19 protein-coding genes are annotated in these 18,407 nt (G+C 58.4%); 10 read left to right on the top strand and 9 right to left on the bottom strand.

Annotated elements, in window-relative coordinates:
* The first annotated feature begins 3 nt into the window (after positions 1–3).
* Both lpdA and ACQ4MY_RS14070 read left to right on the top strand, forming a co-directional pair.
* Entirely contained in the window at positions 4–1,377 is a 1,374-nt protein-coding gene (lpdA, locus tag ACQ4MY_RS14075; RefSeq protein WP_440095545.1) for a dihydrolipoyl dehydrogenase, read from the top strand.
* Positions 1,378–1,632: 255 nt separating this feature from the next.
* Positions 1,633–2,652 carry a branched-chain amino acid aminotransferase gene (locus ACQ4MY_RS14070; protein ID WP_008086978.1) on the top strand — a complete coding sequence of 340 codons (1,020 nt, stop codon included), beginning with the start codon at positions 1,633–1,635 and terminating at the stop codon, positions 2,650–2,652.
* A 161-nt stretch (positions 2,653–2,813) separates the two neighbouring features.
* Here the strand turns inward: ACQ4MY_RS14070 and ACQ4MY_RS14065 are convergent, their stop codons facing one another.
* The 5 genes from ACQ4MY_RS14065 to ACQ4MY_RS14045 all read right to left on the bottom strand — a co-directional run bounded on the left by ACQ4MY_RS14065 (position 2,814) and on the right by ACQ4MY_RS14045 (position 6,639).
* Positions 2,814–3,638 (bottom strand): TIGR03915 family putative DNA repair protein, encoded by an 825-nt coding sequence (locus ACQ4MY_RS14065; protein ID WP_440095543.1) that lies wholly within the window; start codon positions 3,636–3,638, stop codon positions 2,814–2,816.
* Positions 3,635–4,855 (bottom strand): putative DNA modification/repair radical SAM protein, encoded by a 1,221-nt coding sequence (locus ACQ4MY_RS14060; RefSeq protein WP_440095542.1) that lies wholly within the window; start codon positions 4,853–4,855, stop codon positions 3,635–3,637. The genes ACQ4MY_RS14065 and ACQ4MY_RS14060 overlap by 4 nt, the downstream gene beginning before the upstream one ends.
* A 142-nt stretch (positions 4,856–4,997) precedes the next feature.
* A complete protein-coding gene (locus tag ACQ4MY_RS14055) occupies positions 4,998–5,759 on the bottom strand; it encodes an ArsR/SmtB family transcription factor (protein WP_440095540.1) in 762 nt (253 codons plus the stop codon).
* A 62-nt stretch (positions 5,760–5,821) separates the two neighbouring features.
* Positions 5,822–6,229 carry a hypothetical protein gene (locus tag ACQ4MY_RS14050; RefSeq protein ID WP_008082388.1) on the bottom strand — a complete coding sequence of 136 codons (408 nt, stop codon included), beginning with the start codon at positions 6,227–6,229 and terminating at the stop codon, positions 5,822–5,824.
* A gap of 65 nt (positions 6,230–6,294) precedes the next feature.
* Positions 6,295–6,639, bottom strand: coding sequence for a hypothetical protein (locus ACQ4MY_RS14045; protein WP_440095539.1), 345 nt, complete (start codon positions 6,637–6,639; stop codon positions 6,295–6,297).
* A 430-nt stretch (positions 6,640–7,069) separates the two neighbouring features.
* Here ACQ4MY_RS14045 and ACQ4MY_RS14040 point away from each other — a divergent pair, with 430 nt between their 5' ends.
* The 4 genes from ACQ4MY_RS14040 to ACQ4MY_RS14025 all read left to right on the top strand — a co-directional run bounded on the left by ACQ4MY_RS14040 (position 7,070) and on the right by ACQ4MY_RS14025 (position 9,826).
* Positions 7,070–8,173, top strand: coding sequence for a cytochrome P450 (locus tag ACQ4MY_RS14040; protein WP_440095538.1), 1,104 nt, complete (start codon positions 7,070–7,072; stop codon positions 8,171–8,173).
* Between the two features lie 436 nt (positions 8,174–8,609).
* The gene (locus tag ACQ4MY_RS14035; protein WP_158830827.1) at positions 8,610–8,987 is read left to right on the top strand and encodes a DUF6124 family protein; all 378 of its coding nucleotides are present in this window, start codon (positions 8,610–8,612) and stop codon (positions 8,985–8,987) included.
* A 200-nt stretch (positions 8,988–9,187) separates the two neighbouring features.
* The gene (locus ACQ4MY_RS14030) at positions 9,188–9,511 is read left to right on the top strand and encodes a type II toxin-antitoxin system RelE/ParE family toxin (protein ID WP_008082382.1); all 324 of its coding nucleotides are present in this window, start codon (positions 9,188–9,190) and stop codon (positions 9,509–9,511) included.
* Between the two features lie 3 nt (positions 9,512–9,514).
* The gene (locus tag ACQ4MY_RS14025; protein WP_008082380.1) at positions 9,515–9,826 is read left to right on the top strand and encodes a helix-turn-helix domain-containing protein; all 312 of its coding nucleotides are present in this window, start codon (positions 9,515–9,517) and stop codon (positions 9,824–9,826) included.
* Positions 9,827–9,969: 143 nt separating this feature from the next.
* On the opposite strand, the gene ACQ4MY_RS14020 is transcribed toward ACQ4MY_RS14025, so the two are convergent.
* Positions 9,970–10,308 (bottom strand): FKBP-type peptidyl-prolyl cis-trans isomerase, encoded by a 339-nt coding sequence (locus ACQ4MY_RS14020; RefSeq protein ID WP_440095536.1) that lies wholly within the window; start codon positions 10,306–10,308, stop codon positions 9,970–9,972.
* Positions 10,309–10,471: 163 nt separating this feature from the next.
* Here ACQ4MY_RS14020 and ACQ4MY_RS14015 point away from each other — a divergent pair, with 163 nt between their 5' ends.
* A complete protein-coding gene (locus tag ACQ4MY_RS14015) occupies positions 10,472–11,587 on the top strand; it encodes a diguanylate cyclase domain-containing protein (protein ID WP_440095535.1) in 1,116 nt (371 codons plus the stop codon).
* On the opposite strand, the gene ACQ4MY_RS14010 is transcribed toward ACQ4MY_RS14015, so the two are convergent.
* Positions 11,553–12,017 (bottom strand): hypothetical protein, encoded by a 465-nt coding sequence (locus ACQ4MY_RS14010; RefSeq protein ID WP_440095533.1) that lies wholly within the window; start codon positions 12,015–12,017, stop codon positions 11,553–11,555. The genes ACQ4MY_RS14015 and ACQ4MY_RS14010 overlap by 35 nt on opposite strands.
* 100 nt (positions 12,018–12,117) lie before the next feature.
* Positions 12,118–12,423, bottom strand: coding sequence for an RcnB family protein (locus ACQ4MY_RS14005; protein ID WP_008082377.1), 306 nt, complete (start codon positions 12,421–12,423; stop codon positions 12,118–12,120).
* Positions 12,424–12,847: 424 nt separating this feature from the next.
* On the opposite strand from ACQ4MY_RS14005, the gene ACQ4MY_RS14000 reads away from it, so the two are divergent.
* Both ACQ4MY_RS14000 and ACQ4MY_RS13995 read left to right on the top strand, forming a co-directional pair.
* Positions 12,848–14,140, top strand: a complete 1,293-nt coding sequence (locus ACQ4MY_RS14000; protein ID WP_440095531.1) for an MFS transporter — start codon at positions 12,848–12,850, stop codon at positions 14,138–14,140.
* Positions 14,141–14,152: 12 nt separating this feature from the next.
* Positions 14,153–14,920, top strand: a complete 768-nt coding sequence (locus ACQ4MY_RS13995) for a substrate-binding domain-containing protein (protein ID WP_440095530.1) — start codon at positions 14,153–14,155, stop codon at positions 14,918–14,920.
* On the opposite strand, the gene ACQ4MY_RS13990 is transcribed toward ACQ4MY_RS13995, so the two are convergent.
* Positions 14,910–15,824 (bottom strand): LysR family transcriptional regulator, encoded by a 915-nt coding sequence (locus tag ACQ4MY_RS13990; protein ID WP_008082373.1) that lies wholly within the window; start codon positions 15,822–15,824, stop codon positions 14,910–14,912. The genes ACQ4MY_RS13995 and ACQ4MY_RS13990 overlap by 11 nt on opposite strands.
* A 261-nt stretch (positions 15,825–16,085) precedes the next feature.
* Between ACQ4MY_RS13990 and ACQ4MY_RS13985 the strand changes: the two genes are divergently transcribed.
* Positions 16,086–17,894: a monovalent cation:proton antiporter-2 (CPA2) family protein gene (locus ACQ4MY_RS13985; protein WP_440095528.1), complete on the top strand. Its 1,809-nt coding sequence runs from the start codon at positions 16,086–16,088 to the stop codon at positions 17,892–17,894.
* The last annotated feature ends 513 nt before the right edge of the window (positions 17,895–18,407 follow it).

The following is an 18,407-nucleotide window of genomic DNA, read 5'->3' as shown; positions in this document are numbered from 1 at the left end:
CGCATGCAATCTCTGAACACTACGCTGCTGATCATCGGCGGCGGCCCTGGCGGCTATGTAACGGCGATTCGCGCCGGGCAACTGGGCATTGCGACGATTCTGGTCGAAGGCCAATCGCTGGGCGGTACGTGCCTGAACATCGGCTGCATCCCGTCGAAAGCGCTGATCCATGTCGCTGAGCAGTTTCACCAGACCCGGCATCACAGTCAGCATTCGGCGCTCGGCATCAGCGTTTCCGCGCCGACGCTCGACATCACTAAAAGTGTCGAGTGGAAGGATGGCATCGTTGATCGCCTGACCACTGGCGTGGCTGCCCTGCTGAAGAAGAACAAGGTTCAGGTCATCAATGGCTGGGCCAAAGTCATCGACGGCAAAACTGTCGAAGTCGGCGACACGCGTATTCAGTGTGAGCACCTGGTGCTGGCGACCGGTTCGACCAGCGTCAATCTGCCGATCCTGCCGATTGGCGGGCCGGTCATCTCCTCCACCGAGGCGCTGGCGCCGACATCCGTGCCGAAACGTCTGGTAGTGGTCGGCGGTGGTTACATCGGGCTGGAATTGGGCATCGCTTACCGCAAGCTCGGAGCTGACGTGAGCGTGGTCGAGGCGCAGGATCGCATCCTGCCGGCCTACGACGCTGAACTGACGCAGCCGGTGCACGAGGCGTTGAAGCAACTGGGTGTGAAGCTGTACCTGAAACACAGCGTGCTGGGTTTCGACGGCACGTTGCAGGTGCGCGATCCCGAGGGCGAAACCCTGAACTTGGTAACTGATCAGGTGCTGGTCGCCGTGGGTCGCAAGCCGAATACCCAGGGCTGGAACCTCGAAGCACTGAATCTGGACATGAACGGTTCGGCGATCAAGATCGACAGCCGCTGCCAGACCAGCATGCGCAACGTTTACGCCATCGGTGATTTGAGTGGCGAGCCGATGCTCGCTCACCGCGCCATGGCGCAGGGCGAGATGGTTGCCGAGTTGATCAGCGGCAAAACCCGCGAATTCAGCCCGACGGCGATTGCTGCGGTGTGCTTTACCGATCCGGAACTGGTGGTGGTCGGCAAGACCCCGGACGAGGCCAAGGCTGCCGGTCTGGACTGCATCGTTTCCAGTTTCCCGTTCGCGGCGAATGGCCGGGCGATGACGCTAGAGTCGAAAAGCGGCTTTGTGCGCGTGGTCGCTCGTCGGGACAATCATCTGATTGTCGGTTGGCAGGCGGTGGGCGTGGGGGTTTCCGAGTTGTCGACCGCGTTTGCGCAAAGCCTGGAAATGGGCGCGCGACTGGAAGACATCGGCGGCACTATTCATGCGCATCCGACGCTGGGTGAAGCGGTGCAGGAAGCGGCGTTGCGTGCTCTCGGGCATGCGTTGCACCTGTAAAGATCAAAAGATCGTCCGATCGCGGCCCGAGCCTTCGGCAGCTCCTACAGGGGTTCGCCGATTCTGTAGGAGCTGCCGCAGGCTGCGATCTTTTCAGCGATGAACGAGGATTTTTCATAAGCAGGCTAATAAATCTGCTCATCCCTCCATCGTCCGGGCTGCGAAACCGCTCAAGAATGAAGTATTGTTGTGCCCATCCAAAAAACGTCAGAAGCCTTGAACCGTTTCGACGGTTGTTCAGTGATAGAGGGTGTCATGGGTAACGAAAGCATCAATTGGGACAAGCTGGGTTTTGACTACATCAAGACCGACAAGCGCTATCTGTCGTACTTTCGCGATGGCGAGTGGGACAAAGGCACCCTGACCGAAGACAACGTGCTGCACATCAGCGAAGGCTCGACTGCCCTTCACTATGGCCAGCAGTGCTTCGAAGGCATGAAGGCCTATCGTTGCAAGGACGGCTCGATCAACCTGTTCCGCCCGGACCAGAACGCCCTGCGTATGCAACGCAGCTGCGCGCGCCTGCTGATGCCGACAGTCGACACCGAGCAGTTCATCGAAGCCTGTAAAGCCGTGGTGCGTGCCAACGAGCGCTTCATCCCGCCATACGGCACCGGTGGCGCGCTGTACCTGCGTCCGTTCGTGATCGGCGTCGGTGACAACATCGGCGTGCGCACTGCACCCGAGTTCATCTTCTCGATCTTCTGCATTCCAGTCGGCGCCTACTTCAAGGGCGGCCTGACCCCACACAACTTCCAGATCTCCAGCTACGACCGCGCGGCCCCACAAGGCACCGGCGCAGCCAAAGTCGGCGGCAACTACGCGGCCAGCCTGATGCCGGGCTCGAAAGCCAAGAAAGCCAACTTCGCCGACGCGATCTACCTGGACCCGATGACCCACACCAAGATCGAAGAAGTCGGTTCGGCCAACTTCTTCGGGATCACCCACGACAACAAGTTCATCACCCCGAACTCGCCGTCCGTTCTGCCAGGCATCACCCGCCTGTCGCTGATCGAACTGGCGAAATCGCGTCTGGGCCTGGAAGTGGTTGAAGGCGACGTGCTGATCGACAAACTGTCGGACTTCAAGGAAGCCGGCGCTTGCGGTACTGCTGCGGTGATCACGCCGATCGGTGGCATCAGCTACAACGATCATCTGCATGTGTTCCACAGTGAGACTGAAGTAGGTCCAGTGACTCAGAAGCTTTATAAAGAGCTGACGGGTGTGCAGACCGGCGACATCGAAGCGCCAGCGGGCTGGATCGTCAAGGTTTGATTTGACGGCGGTTGATGCACAAAAACCCCCATCGAGTGATCGATGGGGGTTTTTTATGGGTTACAGCAAAATCAAAAGATCGCAGCCTTCGGCAGCTCCTACATAGATCGATGTAGGAGCTGCCGCAGGCTCGGGCCGCGATCGGACGATCTTTTGATCTTTTATTTCAAGGCAATCCTTTTTCCGGCACGACTGGCGATCCCACTCGCCTGCCCATTCTGCTGTTTGCCCATCCGCGCCTGCGTAATCAGTCCAGGAATCAGCTCCCCCTCCGGCAAATTCTTCCAGAATCGCACCGGCAAATGCCCTTGCATGACCTTCTCGTTCAACCGCGCCGGGTTGAAGATGTGGCTGTAATAGGTCAGCCACAGTTCACCATGCGGATCGTCGACGTTCTGCGCCAGCTGCTGCCATTCCAGCGGGCATTGGCGCTGATGAAGCAGTTGCTCGCCATCGTAATAAACCCCGTCACGCGGCGTGGCGATCAGCCAGCGATGCTGGCCCATGCGCCCGATGAAATGTTCGCTGGCGCTGTGCAGGATGTCGTGCGCCGGTTCGTGCCACGCGACATATTGCGGGCCAGCGCTGGCTGACGGGCGTTCGATGAAGCGCACAAACGCATGCAGGTGATGGGCTTCGCGGCGCACTTGTTTGATTCGCCGCTGCAACTCGCTGCCCAGTTTGTCACCGGCCATCATTGCCGTGCGATCACCATGGCTGACGCGCCACAACACTTCGTACAACAGACTCCAGCGCTGGTCGCCCCGGTATTGCGCCGCTTGCTCCAAGGTCTCGAGCAGCACGCGCGGGATCTTCGCCATAAACGGCCCCTGCCCTTCAGGTACCGGATCATCATTATTGGCAAACAGATCACCCACGCCTTCCGAGGCCCAGCTCACCTGGCTCGGATCAATTTCATGGCTGAGCAGCCAGCGCGCCTGTTGGCGCCAGGTGTCGAACAGGTCGTCGCAGTCGAGATTGATCATCCCCATAACCTCATCTGTTGCGGCATCGGCCGGTCGCGCAGTTGCTGATAAAGCATATGACTGGTGACCTCGGCCTGCTGCGGGTGGTAGTCGCTAGTGATGATGAAGGGTTTGGCCTTGGCCAATACGCAACGCATGCGCGCGACATCTTCGTAGCGGATCTTGCGTTGCCGGCGCAGTTCGACCAGACGTTCGGTGGTGCGCAACCCGATGCCGGGGATGCGTGCGATCAACGACGCTTCGGCACGGTTCAGATCCAGTGGGAACACCTCGCGATTCTGCAACGCCCACGCCAGTTTCGGGTCGATGTCCAACGCCAGGTTGCCCGGTCCCTTTAGCAGTTCGTCGGCGCTGTAACCGTAGCTGCGCAGGAGGAAATCGGCTTGGTACAAACGGTGCTCGCGCATCAGTGGTGGCGCGGCCAGTGGCACACTTTTCGGGCTGTCGGGGATCGGGCTGAACGCCGAATAATAAACACGGCGCAAGCGGTAGTTGCCGTACAGCGACTGGGCACTGTGCAAAATCGTGCTGTCGTCGGTGTCATCGGCGCCGACGATCATTTGCGTGCTTTGCCCGGCGGGCGCGAACTTCGCTGAACGGGGCTCATTGAGGACCGTTTGCACGCCGGTGTAGATGGTATTCATGGCCCGCTTGATCGAGCCAATGTCTTTCTCCGGTGCCAGGGTTTGCAGGCTGGCATCGGTGGGCAACTCGATATTGACGCTGAGGCGATCGGCGTAGCGCCCCGCTTCCTCGATCAACGCCGGGTCGGCGTCGGGAATCGTCTTGAGATGGATGTAGCCGCGAAACTCATGCTCTTCACGCAACAGCTTGGCCACGCGCACCAGTTGTTCCATGGTGTAATCCGCCGAGCGGATGATGCCGGAGCTGAGGAACAGACCGCTGACGCAGTTGCGTCGATAGAAATCCAGGGTCAGCGCCACCACCTCTTCAGGGGTGAAGCGCGCGCGGGGAACATCGCTGGAACGACGATTGACGCAGTATTGGCAATCGTAGAGGCAGAAGTTGGTCAGGAGGATTTTCAACAACGAAACGCAACGCCCGTCAGGCGTGTAGCTGTGGCAGATGCCCATGCCATCGGTCGAGCCCAGGCCAGTCTTGCCCTCGGAGCTGCGCTTGGGCGCACCGCTGCTTGCGCAGGAGGCGTCGTACTTGGCGGCGTCGGCGAGGATGCTGAGCTTGTCGATGATTTGCATGGCGCGGGCTCTTTACTGTCTGGATATACAGTATAGCGTCGCGAGCTTGGGCACAAGGTTGGGCACGACCCCTCGTCGGCTTGGAGCGAAGATCAAAAGATCGCAGCCTTCGGCAGCTCCTACGTAGATTCGGGATCGGGGTTCATCGGGTGTACACACGCCCTGTAGGAGTTGCGGAACGCTGCGATCTTTTGATCTGGCTTTTATCAATCGCCAACTCAACGCCAAACCGCGCGGCGATTTCCCTGCGCCCCACCACCGTCAACGCCAGCGCCCGACTGTCCAGATCCTGCGTCACCCATTGGCGCTTCAACGCCGCTTGCAACAACGCCGCCCCGAGCGATCCACCGAGATGCGGCCGGCGCATGCTCCAGTCCAGGCACGGGCAGGCAAACTTGCGCCGCAGCGTGCTCAAATCCTGCACTTCAATGCCCAGCCCTTCGAACAACGCCGCGCCACTGTCGCTCAAGCGATACGCCTGCTCGTCGGTCTCGACCAGCCATCCCGCCTCGATCAAACGGTCATGCAGCAACACCGCCAGTGTCCCGGCCATATGGTCGTAACAGGTGCGAGCAAATTGCAGTCGATCCGGAGTATGCGGTTTGAACGTCGGCGTAGCGTTCTGGCCAATCACCATCAACGCTTCCAGCGCCTGCGCCACGCGCTGGTCGGCGAGGCTGTAATAACGGTGGCGGCCCTGTACGTGCAGGCGTATCAACGCCAGGTCCTTGAGTTTGGCCAGATGCGCGCTCGCCGTTGAAGTGCTGACCTCGGCGATAGTCGCCAACTCCGTACTGGTGCGGGCGTGACCGTCCATCAGTGAACAGAGGATTCTCGTTCGCGCCGGTTCCGCGATGGCGGCGGCCACCTGTGAAACGCCGATGTCTTGCTGTTCTGCGTGCATTCTTATCCCGCACTCATAGATGACCGTGACATTCACGGCGCCCCAATACACAACTTAGCTTATCAAGGTAAAAGAACCTCAAATTTACCTTGGATTTCATAGCTATCTCTTACACCCTTAAAAACACCGGCAAACCACTTCCCATCGGCCCCGATATTATTCAAGGTGACTGAACCGCCTGCGATGTATTCATTAGAATACATTTTAGCCCCCCTAAAAAAAACCCGAAGTCCATCCTTCTCGCCATCCAGGTTGTAAGTTCCCAACGCTGGCTTCCTGCCCAGAAAATAAAAAGCCAGCCTGATCGTCGGCTCATGCGTCTTATTCTGGATCTGCACATTAACACTGTTCGAACTGGGTGTGACGCTAACCACGTTCATATTCATAATCTCATAAGAACCAGCGGGGTATCGTAAGGCTCCCTCAAACCAACCGCTGCCCCACACCTGACTTACACTCTCTTCATCCATTTTAATTTCTCCGAAAAGACATCAGAATCGTCACTCACTCTTGAATGTTCCCCTCCAGCATCAAGTCAAACCACTTCAAATCTAGCAGCCATCACGTAACGCTCTGCAGTAACGCTCAGAACCCCCTCTATTCCCTTGCCCATCTCAAACTTCGTTATGGTCAACGATCCGCTCAGTGCGTCTACCGGCAAAGTTGACTTACCCGGTTTAAAATAAACATCCACTAAACGAAATGGCCCCTGAGTGACGGGATAGACTTTCAAACTTGGTGTTATTCTGAACCTGACAGCCAAAACTTGCTTCCTGCCGGTTTTGCCGCCGCTTATCAAAAACCACAAGAAGCCCGGACCATACGAGTAATCAACAAGCTCAGTAATTTTTACCAGTTCATACCCACCGTAGCGATTCATGATTGCGCCTTCGACCAAACAGGTCCTTCGAAGGTTGTTCTCACCCGTTACTGAAGGGATATCGTCCACTGCGCTCTCCCTGACAATAATAAAAGAGATTCAGATTTGCTGCCCCTCTCATACAATCTGCCTACGGCGTAAACATTGGGAACCGCGCACAGATCACCGTCAACTGTCATACCTGACAGTTGACAATACAAAACACTCTAACAATCTGCGAAACCCCTCAACTATCGAACTAGACAAGTTGTGCTTCATTCAAGTTATTTGAGAGAACGTTAACAGTGACTCATCACCCATTGAGCGTAGAGGTTAAACGGCTAAAAAATCCATTCACACTTCCACAAACACATTTCGATGCACAACGAATCATCGCCCTCAAAAACGGCAGACAGTAGAAGCCCTCTCTCCCACCCCAAGGCGGTAAACCATGGACCCGATCATTGCTGCGACGCATGCCGATCCTTATCCCTACTACGCGCAACTTCGCACCGCGGGCGGACTCGCCTTTCATGCCGGACTAAAAGTGTGGGTCGCCAGTAGCGCGCGGGCGGTGTGCGCGGTGTTGGCACATGCCGATTGTCGGGTGCGCCCTGCGCAGGAGCCGGTACCCAAAGCGATCGCCGAGGGCATGGCTGGCAAGGTGTTTGGTCAGTTGATGCGGATGAATGACGGCGAACGCCAACGCTGTCCGCGTGCGGCGATCGAGCCTGCACTTGAGTTAATTGATGAGGCGCACATTCGAGCCTTGGTGGCCGCTCGATTGATCACCGTAGACGCCGACGGCTTATATAAAGCCATGTTTCGCGGCCCGGTGTGCGTGGTCGCTGCGCTGCTCGGTTTCAACCCGGCGCAGGGTCGGACGATCAGTGCACTGACCGCCGATTTTGTCGCATGTCTGTCGCCGTTGAGCAATGACTTGCAACTCGTGGCGGCACACGGGGCGGCTGAGCAATTGCGGGGTTACTTCGTCGAGTTGCTGGCCGAGTCCGACAGCCAACTGCTGACGGCTATTCGGCAACGATTCGAAGGGGATATAGAGGCGTTGATCGCCAATCTGATCGGCCTTTGTTCGCAGACTTATGAAGCCACCGCCGGGTTGATTGGCAATGGGTTGGCGGCACTGAAGCGTCAGCCCGGATTGCGCGGGGCGTCCATGGATGCGGTGTTGGCTGAGGTGCAGCGCTTTGATCCGTCAGTGCAGAACACTCGGCGGTTTGTGGCTGCCGCTTGCGAGATCGACGGTGTGCGGGTCGAGGCCGGGGATGTGATTCTGGTGCTGCTGGCTTCGGCCAATCGCGATCCGGCGCTTAATGAACAGCCAGACAGGTTTTTGCTGGATCGGCCGAATCGGCGCAGTTTCAGCTTTGGCAGCGGGCGGCATCAGTGTCCGGGGCAAATGTTGGCGACGGAAATTGCCTGTGCGACTGTCAGGGAAATCCTCGATCACGGTGTGAATCTGGAGCGACTGGCCTGGCATTACCGGCCTTCGCTGAATGGGCGGATTCCACTGTTCAATATCGTCGGTGACTGATCGTCCGCCTTCGCGGGCAAGCCCGGCTCCTACAGAGGTTTCTTGCACACCCCGAGACACTGCAGGAGCAAAGCTTGCTCGCGAAAAGGCCCGGAAAAACAACGCATCATTTCGACATCATCCACGAGGCTACAGCGCCTTGCGCCTTTGCCTACAACTACGCCAGAATCCGCCGGCTTGTGCGACTCGGGGGTCGCCGGTAACTTGGTTCGCATCACTGAATGTTCAGTGATCGGGTTTAGTCGCTCGGTGTTTTTCCAGGTTCGCAAGCTGTCATTCAGTCAGGTATTTATACGCCTGCGCTAAATGGTAGCTGTGCGCAGGGCGCCTTCGGGTGCGCCGGTAATGCTTGGATACTGGTCGACTAACCTGCGTACAGCTGCCACCTATTGTTTAGTCGCAAGACCGTGTCAGCCTCATTGAGGTTATCCAAGTCATGTTCAAAGTAACGCCAAATCCGCCAGAAGCGGATGCCATACCCGAATCCGATCCAACATCCCCTTACTCCACCCTAGACCCGACAAAACTGAACGACGCCGCCGAACGCGCCCTCGATCACTACCTCAAACCCCACGCCCCACCGCAGCGAACACCCAGCACCATGTTCCTGGTCGCGCCGAACATGGACACCGAAACCCTCCTCGCTCACGCCTGCGAATCCATGGCCTCGGCCAGCATCATGCTCAGCGACTTCGCCGGCCTGCTGGAAACGCCTTACCGCAACACCCTGCTCGGCATTCAGCAAGTGGTGATGCTCGGCGAACTCGCCGTCAACCGCGCGCTCGACAACCTGGAACCGCCGACCAGAAATTGAAGTGGGTTGATGAGGTGAGGGAGCGTACTTCCGCACCTCTGCTTTTTGTTACCAGATGTCTGATGGATCAAACCCAGCTTGTTTTATATCTGTTCTGATATAACCTTTGGCATGGAGACTCTTGCCATCCCTTGCAACACTCCGACGCATCACGATCGGTTCTGAGCTATTACGCTTTTCCTTTCTAACAGGAGAAGTCGATGCCCAGACACAAGGATGTGATGTTTGTCGGGAGTGCGCTCAAAGATCTGCGTGCATTCCCGCTTGATGCCCGAAGGGCTGCGGGTTTTCAGTTGGATCTTTTGCAACAGGGTGAAGAACCTTTTGATTGGCGTCCCATGAAAACCATAGGCCGTGGCGTCAACGAAATCAGGATCACTGAGGATTCAGGAGCGTTTCGGGTGTTTTATGTGGTCAATCGGCCTGAAGCCATTTATGTGCTGCACGCCATGCACAAGACCACACGAAAAACTGAAACGCGAGATATCGAACTGGCTCGCGCCAGATACCAGGAAATAGGTTAGGCCATGAAGGATCATCAAGACCCATCCCTGCGTTTTACAAGCGTCTGGGATGCACTGGAAGACACGCCGCAGGACGCAGCCAATTTGCGTCTGCGGGCCAAACTGATGCGTACGCTTTGCGAGACCATTCGCGCTTGGGAGCTTCCACAAAAGGAGGCAGCCAAGCGTCTGGGCATTACTCAGCCACGCCTCAATGATGTACTCAACGGGAAAATCGACAAGTTCTCCCTTGATGCCTTGGTCAATATTTCGGCAGCAGCAGAGTTGGAAGTAGACATCTGCTTTCCGTCCGGGCCACCGTTGCAGTGGGCCTGAGGACCACTCAGCCCGCCAAGGATTACTTCAACCCGTGCGCTGACGAAACTCCGAAAGGATAAAAGGTTTACCGGCTCTGGGTTAACCTTCGACATCCTCCAGCGCCACCAAAGGCTCGCTGGAGGACTCGACAGCGCCTGCACTCAATCCTCCCGCGTCAAAACCTCCAGCAACTCAATCTCGAAGACCAGATTCGAGTGCGGAGGAATCTTGCCCATCGTCCGCTCGCCATAGCCCAAGTGCGCCGGCACCAGCAACTTACGTTTGCCGCCCACCTGCATGCCCATCAGCCCCTGATCCCAGCCCTTGATCACGCGGCCCGTGCCGATCACACACTGAAAAGGTTTGCCACGGCTGTAGGAAGAATCGAACTCGCTGCCGTCTTCCAGCCACCCGGTGTATTGCGTGGTGATCAGCGCGCCTTTGACCGCGGCTTTGCCCTCGCCCACCTCGAGATCGATTACCTGCAGTTCATCATTCATAACAATCACTCTATTGTTCAGCTGGCCGCCGTTTTCCCAGAAATGGCGGAGATTGGCAACCCGAATGCGAAGATCAACGTGGTATCCGAACCGAGTGATGAAGCATTAACATAGCCAACCGCCACTACCTCTCGGATCGATTCAGCATGCTGGCAGCGCCCGAATGATTCAGCTCTGGATCGGCCTTGCCATCGGCATTGTCATGTTGGCGGTGATTGCCATGCTGATCTGGCGCGAGCGCGATTTGCGTCGCCAGCTCGCCGAATACCGTGAGCTGCTCAGCCGCGCCGCTGAAGGCCGCAACATTCATCAGGACGGCGACGCCGAGCGCTTCAAACGCAGCCAATATTTTGCGCGCATCGGCACTTGGGATTGGGAAGTCGACAGCGATCGGCTGTACTGGTCGGACGCGATCTACGGCATGTTCGGCTTCAAGATCGGTGAGATCACGCCGTCCTACGCTCTGTTCTGCTCCTGCGTACACCCGGATGACCGCATTCGGGTGCGCGACGGTGAACTGCGTTGTCTGCAAACCGGTGAAAACCACGACGAGGAATATCGCGTGGTCTGGCCCGACGGTACGATTCGCTGGCTGCGCGAGACCGGCAACGTGGTGCGCAACGACCACGACGCGGTGATCAAAATGATGGGCGTGGTACGCGACATCACCGAAGAAAAGGCCTCGGCCAGTTACCTGCAACACCTCGCCCACTTCGATCCCTTGACCGGATTGCCCAATCGGCGGGTGCTGGAGCAACGGTTAGCCGAAGCACTGGATCAGGCCCGGCAGACCAACACCCGAGTCGCCCTGGTGTTTATCGATCTCAACGGCTTCAAAAACATCAATGATCAATACGGCCATGCGGCCGGCGACCGCGTGCTGATCACCACCGCGAACCGGCTGAAGCGTCTCCTGCGCAGCACCGACACCGTTGCGCGCATCGGCGGCGATGAGTTCGTGGTCATTCTGCAAGGTCTGGCACCCGGCCTCGACTTGCAGGACGAAGCCCGCCGCATCTGCCAGAAAATGTTCGTCGAGTTATCGCCCACGGTGAGCATCGGCAACGACCAGCGACACATCGGCACCAGCCTCGGCGTCGCGGTGTTTCCCGACCACGCGCCGACCATGGATCGCTTGCTGCACATTGCCGATCTGGCGATGTACGAGGCCAAGCGCAGTGGCAACAATCAGTATCGGCTGGGCGGTGGGCAAGTGTTGAGTCACAGCGGCTGGAATGGCCCGTTCAATTCGCAGGCTGGCCAAATGGAACGCCGTTGAAGGTGTGAGTGCAGCACTGGCAACTCGGCGTCATGTTCTCGGCCTTCAAATCGGGATCGACGATTTGCAGAAGGTTTTGCTCATCGACGTACAGGCCATTGAAGTAACTCGACTCACCCAATCGGACGATGTCCTCGCGCTCGTCTTCCTGGATGGCAACCATCCAGAACAGTGGATCGGGACGGTCGAGGCGAGCCACCGCTTCACTGAAAATCCGGTCCCAATGGCCGCCCACCCGGGACAATAAAAACCGGAACAGCGGCGTGTAATCCAGCCCGTATCGTTTGCCTGGATGCATTGAACCTCGCGATGCTTCGCGGCGGCTCTCGGCCTTGGTATTGCGTTGATCGCGGTAATGCGCGACCGATTCATGACGTCGCACACCCCGGGTGCGCGTGTTGACTTTGCGATACAGCGGTTTCTTGTCCAACCCATTGCTCCTGACATCCGGTCACTCGAGACGCCCCACGGGTTTTACCCGAATGGCGCTCGATTGCAATCAACCGTCCATGGCTAATTATTGCCGGTGTTTAACGCGGCACCGGTTTCATCTCGACGATGGTGCCGTTGGTGATCATTACCATGACGTACTGGTCATTGATCTGCACCCATTGCGCCTGGTCGACAGGTTTCTTCAGGCCTTTGGCTTTCCAGTCGAGGGCTTTTTCGCTGCGTTGATAAATATCCGGGGCGCGGTCGTTGACCTTCAATTCGCGGTCGCTGACCGGGGATTGGACGGAGGGATCGCTTGAGGTTTGCGCCGCTTGAACGAGTGGGCTGATCCCGGCAATGCCGGCAACGAGGGCCAGGCTGGCGATTAGGGTTTTGCTGTTCATCGGTGAACCTCCATTGATGTGTGATACCTGAACTCGGACTGCGCGGCTCGGGAATCATTCCTTGTTTTTTGCCTGGGCTGGCTGGGGGATTGTAGTCGTCCGCCGGGCCGCCATCGCTGGCAAGCCAGCTCCCACATGGGGCCAGGGTGTTAGCGAAAGTTGCGGCCCCCGAAAACCTGTGGGAGCTGGCTTGCCAGCGATAGGGCCGATACATTCAACCTCGTCATTGCCTGATCCGCCGCTTTCGCGAGCAAGCTCGGCTCCTACAAAAAACATGCGTCGAGCACATTGATCCGCTTTGCACATCAATGCATGCCAATAATGCAATTAACATCCTGTTACACCTGAGCGACCATCCGCCTCAATAAGAACCGTGCGCTGACTCTCCGTGGCGCACGTCATAAAAGCGGTGGAGTCCTTTACTATGACAGCCTCAATCCCACACGGCGGCTCGCGGGCCGGCGCCATCTTCCGAGTGACCTCGGGCAACTTCCTCGAACAGTTCGACTTCTTTCTGTTCGGCTTCTACGCCACGCAAATCGCGTCGGTGTTCTTCCCGGCGAGCAGTGAATTCGCCTCCCTGATGATGACCTTTGCAGTATTCGGCGCGGGCTTTTTGATGCGTCCGCTGGGGGCCATCGTGCTCGGCGCGTACATCGATGACGTCGGTCGCCGTAAGGGTTTGATCGTCACATTGTCGATCATGGCCAGCGGCACGATATTGATTGTGTTGGTGCCCGGATACGAAAGCATCGGCTTGTTCGCCCCCGCGCTAGTGCTGATCGGGCGTCTGCTGCAAGGCTTCTCGGCCGGTGCCGAACTGGGCGGGGTTTCGGTGTATTTGTCCGAGATCGCTACGCCGGGCCGCAAGGGCTTTTTCACCGCCTGGCAGTCGGCCAGCCAGCAAGTGGCGATCATCGTTGCCGCCGCATTGGGCTTCGCGCTGAACGCGTGGATGGCGCCGGACGTGATTGCCGACTGGGGCTGGCGGATTCCGTTTTTCGTCGGCTGCATGATCGTGCCGTTCATCTTTGTGCTGCGCCGTAACCTGGCAGAAACCGAAGAGTTCGCTGCGCGCAAACACCGCCCAAGCATGCGCGAAGTGTTCCGTACCCTTGGCCAGAATTGGGGCGTGGTCCTCGGCGGCATGTTGATGGTCGCCCTGACCACCACCGCGTTTTACCTGATCACCGTGTACGCGCCGACCTTCGGCAAAACCGTGCTGCACCTGAGCACCTCGGACGCGCTGCTGGTGACTTTGCTGGTGGGCGTGTCGAACTTCTTCTGGCTGCCGATTGGCGGCATGTTGTCGGACCGCATCGGTCGTCGTCCGGTGCTGATCGCGATGTCGCTGCTGGCGCTGGCCACCACCTACCCGGCGCTGTCCTACCTGGTGCAGGCGCCGAGCTTCAGCCACATGTTGCTGTCGCTGCTGTGGTTGTCGTTCATCTACGGCATGTACAACGGCGCGATGATTCCGGCGCTGACCGAAATCATGCCGGTGGAAGTGCGCGTCGCCGGTTTCTCCCTCGCCTACAGCCTGGCCACGGCAATTTTCGGCGGCTTTACCCCAGCGATGTCGACATTCCTGATTCAGTACACCGGCGACAAAGCCGCGCCGGGTTACTGGATGAGCATCGGCGCGCTGTGCGCGTTGTGCGCCACGCTGTACCTCTATCGCCGCGCGGGCGGCCGTCTGCAACCGGTCGCAGCATAAGGAACCATGACCATGAAAAAACTCTTCAACTTCGCCGCCATCGCCCTCTGCGCTTTCAGCACCCTGGCACACGCTGAACAGCTGAACGTGATGACGTCGGGGGGCTTCACCGCCGCCTATAAAGTCCTCGGGCCGAAATTCGCCGCCGCCAGCGGCAACACCCTCGACACCCAACTCGGCCCGTCGATGGGCAAGGCCCCGGAAGCGATCCCCAATCGCCTCGCGCGCGGCGAACACGCCGACGTGGTGATCATGGTCGGCTACGCCCTTGATGATCTGATCAAGCAAGGCAAGGTTGACCCGGCTTCTCGCGTGGAACTGGCGGACTCGCGGATCGGCCTAGTGGTGCGCGAAGGCGCGGCGAAACCGGACATCAGCAGCGTCGACGCGCTGAAGAAAACCTTGCTCGACGCGCAGTCGGTGGCCTACTCCGACAGCGCCAGCGGCGTGTACATCCAAGAGCAATTGTTCAAGAAGCTTGGCATCGAAGATCAGCTGAAACCGAAGGCCAAGATGATTCCGAAAGTCCCGGTCGGCTCGGTGGTCGCCACCGGCGACTATCAACTGGGCTTCCAACAGGTCAGCGAATTGCTGCCGGTGCCGGGCGTGAGTTTCGTCGCGAAGATTCCGGAATCGGTGCAGTCGGTGACGCGCTTTGCTGCAGGGATTCCAGTTGGCGCGCAGCACCCGCAAGAGGCGAAAGCCCTGCTCGCCTACCTCGCCGCACCGGCTGCACAATCTGACGTGCAGGCCACCGGGCTGGATTCGGTCAAACGTTGATCGTTGGCGGCTGGACTTTCATTTCCACCACCAGCCGCTCCAGTTCCAATGCCGCCGGGGTCAATGTACGGCCCCGGCGCTTGATGATGCCGACACTGCGCATCACCTGCGGATTGGTCAGCGGCACCCGCGTCAGGATCGGATGATCCGGCCCCGGCAGCGCCATCAGCGGCACCGCCGCCACCCCCAACCCCGCCTCGACCAGACCGATCATGGTCGTCACGTGCTTGGTTTCACAGATGCTCTGACGCTGCGGCACCACGGTGCTCAGGGCCTGATCGAGCAAAAAACGGTTGCCGGAAGTCTTGTCCAGCGAGATGTAATCCTGCTGATAGAACTCGTCCCACGTCACGCTGCTGCGCCCGGCCAACGGGTGATCGCGGCGACAAGCGACGACGTAGCACTCCTGCACAAGCGCTTCGAAGTCGACTTTGGCATCCTGCGTGCCCAAAAAACTCAAGCCGAAATCCGCCTCGCCATTGACCACCGCGCTGAGCACATCGTGGGCGCTGGAATCGAGGACTTTGACTTTGATGCGCGGGAATTGCTGGTGATAGCGGGCGACCACCCGCGGCATGAAGTAGTACGCCGCCGACGGCACGCAAGCGACGGTGACGTGGCCCAATCGGGTTGAAGCCACTTCGCTGATGCCCAGCAACGCCACATCGAGATCATCCAGCAGACGCTCGACACTCGGCATGAAACCGCGTCCGGCCTGGGTCAGGCTGACCTTGCGCGTGGTGCGTTCGAAGAGTTTTACGCCGAGGGCGTCTTCGAGCTTTTCGATACGTCGGCTCAACGCCGGCTGCGACAGGCGCACGGTGTCGGCGGCCTTGCGGAAACTGCCCTGCTCGACCACCGCGCGAAAGGCTTGCAGATCGTTGAGGTCGAAGTTGATGGCCATGGCAAGTCTCGGACAGATTGATACACAGGGGTTATAAATGTAACCAATTGATGCCAATTATCACAGAAACAACGAAAATCCCCTGTAGGAGCTGCCGCAGGCTGCGATCTTTTGATCTTGTTTGTTTGAACCCCAAAGCAAGATCAAAGGATCGCAGCCTCGTTGCACTCGTCAGCTCCTACAGGGGATCTTTGGTGGATCTGGAAACGATTCAGCCCTTATCCTTGTCGCCCCCGCCGTACCGCTGTCAGGAGTAAACCCATGCCCCATGAAGGCAATCTGTTGCAAGCCGCTGTCGTGTTTCTGTTCGCGGCGGTGCTCACTGTGCCTTTGGCCAAACGTCTGCAATTGGGCGCCGTGCTCGGCTATCTGTTTGCCGGGGTGATCATCGGCCCTTCGGTGCTGGGCCTGATCGGCAATCCGCAGAGCGTGGCGCATATTTCGGAGTTGGGCGTGGTCTTGCTGCTGTTCATCATCGGCCTTGAGCTGTCGCCGCGACGTTTGTGGGTGATGCGCAAATCGGTGTTCGGCGTCGGTCTGGCGCAGGTGCTGCTGACGGCTTCGGTGATTGGTGTGTTGGCGTTGTCAGTGTTTGGCCAACCGCTGAACAGCGCGATTGTGCTGGGGCTTGGCCTGGCGCTGTCTTCCACGGCGTTTGGTCTGCAGAGTCTTGCCGAGCGCAAGGAACTGACCAGCCCGCATGGTCGCCTGGCGTTCGCCATTCTGTTGTTCCAGGACATCGCCGCGATCCCGTTGATCGCCTTGGTGCCGATGCTCGCGGGTGGCAATCACACCACCAGCACCGCTGAAGATATCAATCATGGTTTGCAGGTGCTCGGCGGTATCGCAGTGGTCGTGGTGGGTGGGCGATATTTGCTGCGTCCGGTGTTTCGCGTGGTGGCGAAAACCGGTCTGCCGGAAGTGTCCACCGCCACCGCGTTGCTGGTGGTGATCGGCACGGCGTGGCTGATGGATCTGGTCGGCGTGTCGATGGCGTTGGGGGCGTTTCTCGCCGGTCTGTTGCTGGCGGATTCGGAATATCGGCATGAGCTGGAAGCGCAGATCGAGCCGTTCAAGGGCCTGCTGCTGGGGCTGTTTTTCATCAGCGTCGGCATGGGCGCGAACCTGAGCCTGTTACTGAGTGCACCGATCACCGTGTTGGGGCTGACGCTGCTGTTGATTGGCCTGAAACTGCCGCTGCTGTTTGTGGTTGGACGTCTGGCCGGTGGGCTGAACAAGATCAGTGCCATCCGCCTCGGCATCGTCCTCGCCGCCGGCGGTGAATTTGCTTTTGTGGTGTTCAAGATCGGCCGCGATCAGGGGCTGTTCGAGCCGCGCCTGTATGACTTGCTGGTGCTGACCATCACCCTGTCGATGGCGTTGACGCCGTTGTTGCTGTTGATCTGCGCGCGCCTGGTCAGCCCGAAAGTGCAGCCGGTGGAAGTGCCGCAACAATACCGTGAGATCGACACTGACACCCCGCGCGTGGTGATTGCCGGTATGGGCCGGATGGGCCAGATCGTCGCGCGTATTCTGCGCGCGCAGAACATCAAATTCGTCGCGCTCGACACCTCGGTGGAAACCATCGAACTGTCGCGCAGCTTTGGCGGTGTACCGGTGTTTTACGGCGACCCGATGCGCCCGGAAATCCTCAACGCGGCGAAGGTCGGCGAGGCGGAATATTTTGTGATTGCCACGGATGACCCGGAGACCAACATCAAGACGGCCGAGGTGGTGCGCAAGCTGTATCCGCACATGAAAATCATCGCCCGGGCACGTAACCGTCAACACGTGCACCGTTTGGTCGACGTTGGCGCTGAAGCGATTCGCGAGACGTATTATTCAAGTCTGGAAATGAGCCGGCGAACGCTGGTTGGCTTAGGGCTGACCCAAGCTCAGGCTGATGCGCGCATCAAGCGCTTCAAACACCACGACGAACAGGTGCTGGAAGCGCAACACGCGATTTACGACGACGCGGCAAAAGTCCTGCAAACCGCCCAGGAAGCCCGGGCGGAACTGGCGCGGTTGTTCGAATCCGACCAACTCGAAGAACAATCACGCAAAATCTAACTGAAGCCTCTGTAGGAGCTGCCGCAGGCTGCGATCTTTTGATCCTGATCTTAAAAACCAGATCAAAAGATCGCAGCCTTCGGCAGCTCCTACATTGGTCCTTGTAGGAGTGAGCCTGCTCGCGATGGCGGTGGTCAGGCGACTTATTCGGTACTGACGGATTGCGATCGCGAGCAGGCTCACTCCTACAAGGGGGTGTCAGGCCAGTTCCAATTCCAATGCTGGTTTGACCGGGCCTCCGGTAGGAGCTGCCGCAGGCTGCGATCTTTTGATCTTGATCTTAAAAAACCAGATCAAAAGATCGCAGCCTTCGGCAGCTCCCACATTGGTCCTTGTAGGAGTGAGCCTGCTCGCGATGGCGGTGGGTCAGGCGACTTATTCGTGACTGACGGATTGCTATCGCGAGCAGGCTCACTCCTACAGGGTATGAAGCCATAATTCCAATGCTGGTTTGACCGGGCCTCCGGTAGGAGCTGCCGCAGGCTGCGATCTTTTGATCTTGATCTTAAAAAA

This window comes from Pseudomonas sp. SM4 (assembly GCF_051913165.1).
Taxonomy (GTDB): Bacteria; Pseudomonadota; Gammaproteobacteria; order Pseudomonadales; family Pseudomonadaceae; genus Aquipseudomonas.
Note: the sequence above shows the minus strand (reverse complement) of the source record. Positions and strands in the feature narration are given on the sequence as shown.

Bases quoted from the DNA above. Each gene is read 5' to 3' on its own strand.
- lpdA (WP_440095545.1), top strand. From the start codon at position 4: ATGCAATCTCTGAACACTACGCTGCTGATCATCGGCGGCGGCCCTGGC.
- ACQ4MY_RS13985 (WP_440095528.1), top strand. From the start codon at position 16,086: ATGCCCCATGAAGGCAATCTGTTGCAAGCCGCTGTCGTGTTTCTGTTC.
- ACQ4MY_RS14035 (WP_158830827.1), top strand. From the start codon at position 8,610: ATGTTCAAAGTAACGCCAAATCCGCCAGAAGCGGATGCCATACCCGAA.
- ACQ4MY_RS14015 (WP_440095535.1), top strand. From the start codon at position 10,472: ATGATTCAGCTCTGGATCGGCCTTGCCATCGGCATTGTCATGTTGGCG.
- ACQ4MY_RS14005 (WP_008082377.1), bottom strand. From the start codon at position 12,423: ATGAACAGCAAAACCCTAATCGCCAGCCTGGCCCTCGTTGCCGGCATT.
- ACQ4MY_RS14050 (WP_008082388.1), bottom strand. From the start codon at position 6,229: ATGGATGAAGAGAGTGTAAGTCAGGTGTGGGGCAGCGGTTGGTTTGAG.
- ACQ4MY_RS14030 (WP_008082382.1), top strand. From the start codon at position 9,188: ATGCCCAGACACAAGGATGTGATGTTTGTCGGGAGTGCGCTCAAAGAT.
- ACQ4MY_RS14070 (WP_008086978.1), top strand. From the start codon at position 1,633: ATGGGTAACGAAAGCATCAATTGGGACAAGCTGGGTTTTGACTACATC.
- ACQ4MY_RS14020 (WP_440095536.1), bottom strand. From the start codon at position 10,308: ATGAATGATGAACTGCAGGTAATCGATCTCGAGGTGGGCGAGGGCAAA.
- ACQ4MY_RS14000 (WP_440095531.1), top strand. From the start codon at position 12,848: ATGACAGCCTCAATCCCACACGGCGGCTCGCGGGCCGGCGCCATCTTC.
- ACQ4MY_RS13990 (WP_008082373.1), bottom strand. From the start codon at position 15,824: ATGGCCATCAACTTCGACCTCAACGATCTGCAAGCCTTTCGCGCGGTG.
- ACQ4MY_RS14060 (WP_440095542.1), bottom strand. From the start codon at position 4,855: ATGCAAATCATCGACAAGCTCAGCATCCTCGCCGACGCCGCCAAGTAC.
- ACQ4MY_RS14045 (WP_440095539.1), bottom strand. From the start codon at position 6,639: ATGAATCGCTACGGTGGGTATGAACTGGTAAAAATTACTGAGCTTGTT.
- ACQ4MY_RS13995 (WP_440095530.1), top strand. From the start codon at position 14,153: ATGAAAAAACTCTTCAACTTCGCCGCCATCGCCCTCTGCGCTTTCAGC.
- ACQ4MY_RS14055 (WP_440095540.1), bottom strand. From the start codon at position 5,759: ATGCACGCAGAACAGCAAGACATCGGCGTTTCACAGGTGGCCGCCGCC.
- ACQ4MY_RS14065 (WP_440095543.1), bottom strand. From the start codon at position 3,638: ATGATCAATCTCGACTGCGACGACCTGTTCGACACCTGGCGCCAACAG.
- ACQ4MY_RS14040 (WP_440095538.1), top strand. From the start codon at position 7,070: ATGGACCCGATCATTGCTGCGACGCATGCCGATCCTTATCCCTACTAC.
- ACQ4MY_RS14025 (WP_008082380.1), top strand. From the start codon at position 9,515: ATGAAGGATCATCAAGACCCATCCCTGCGTTTTACAAGCGTCTGGGAT.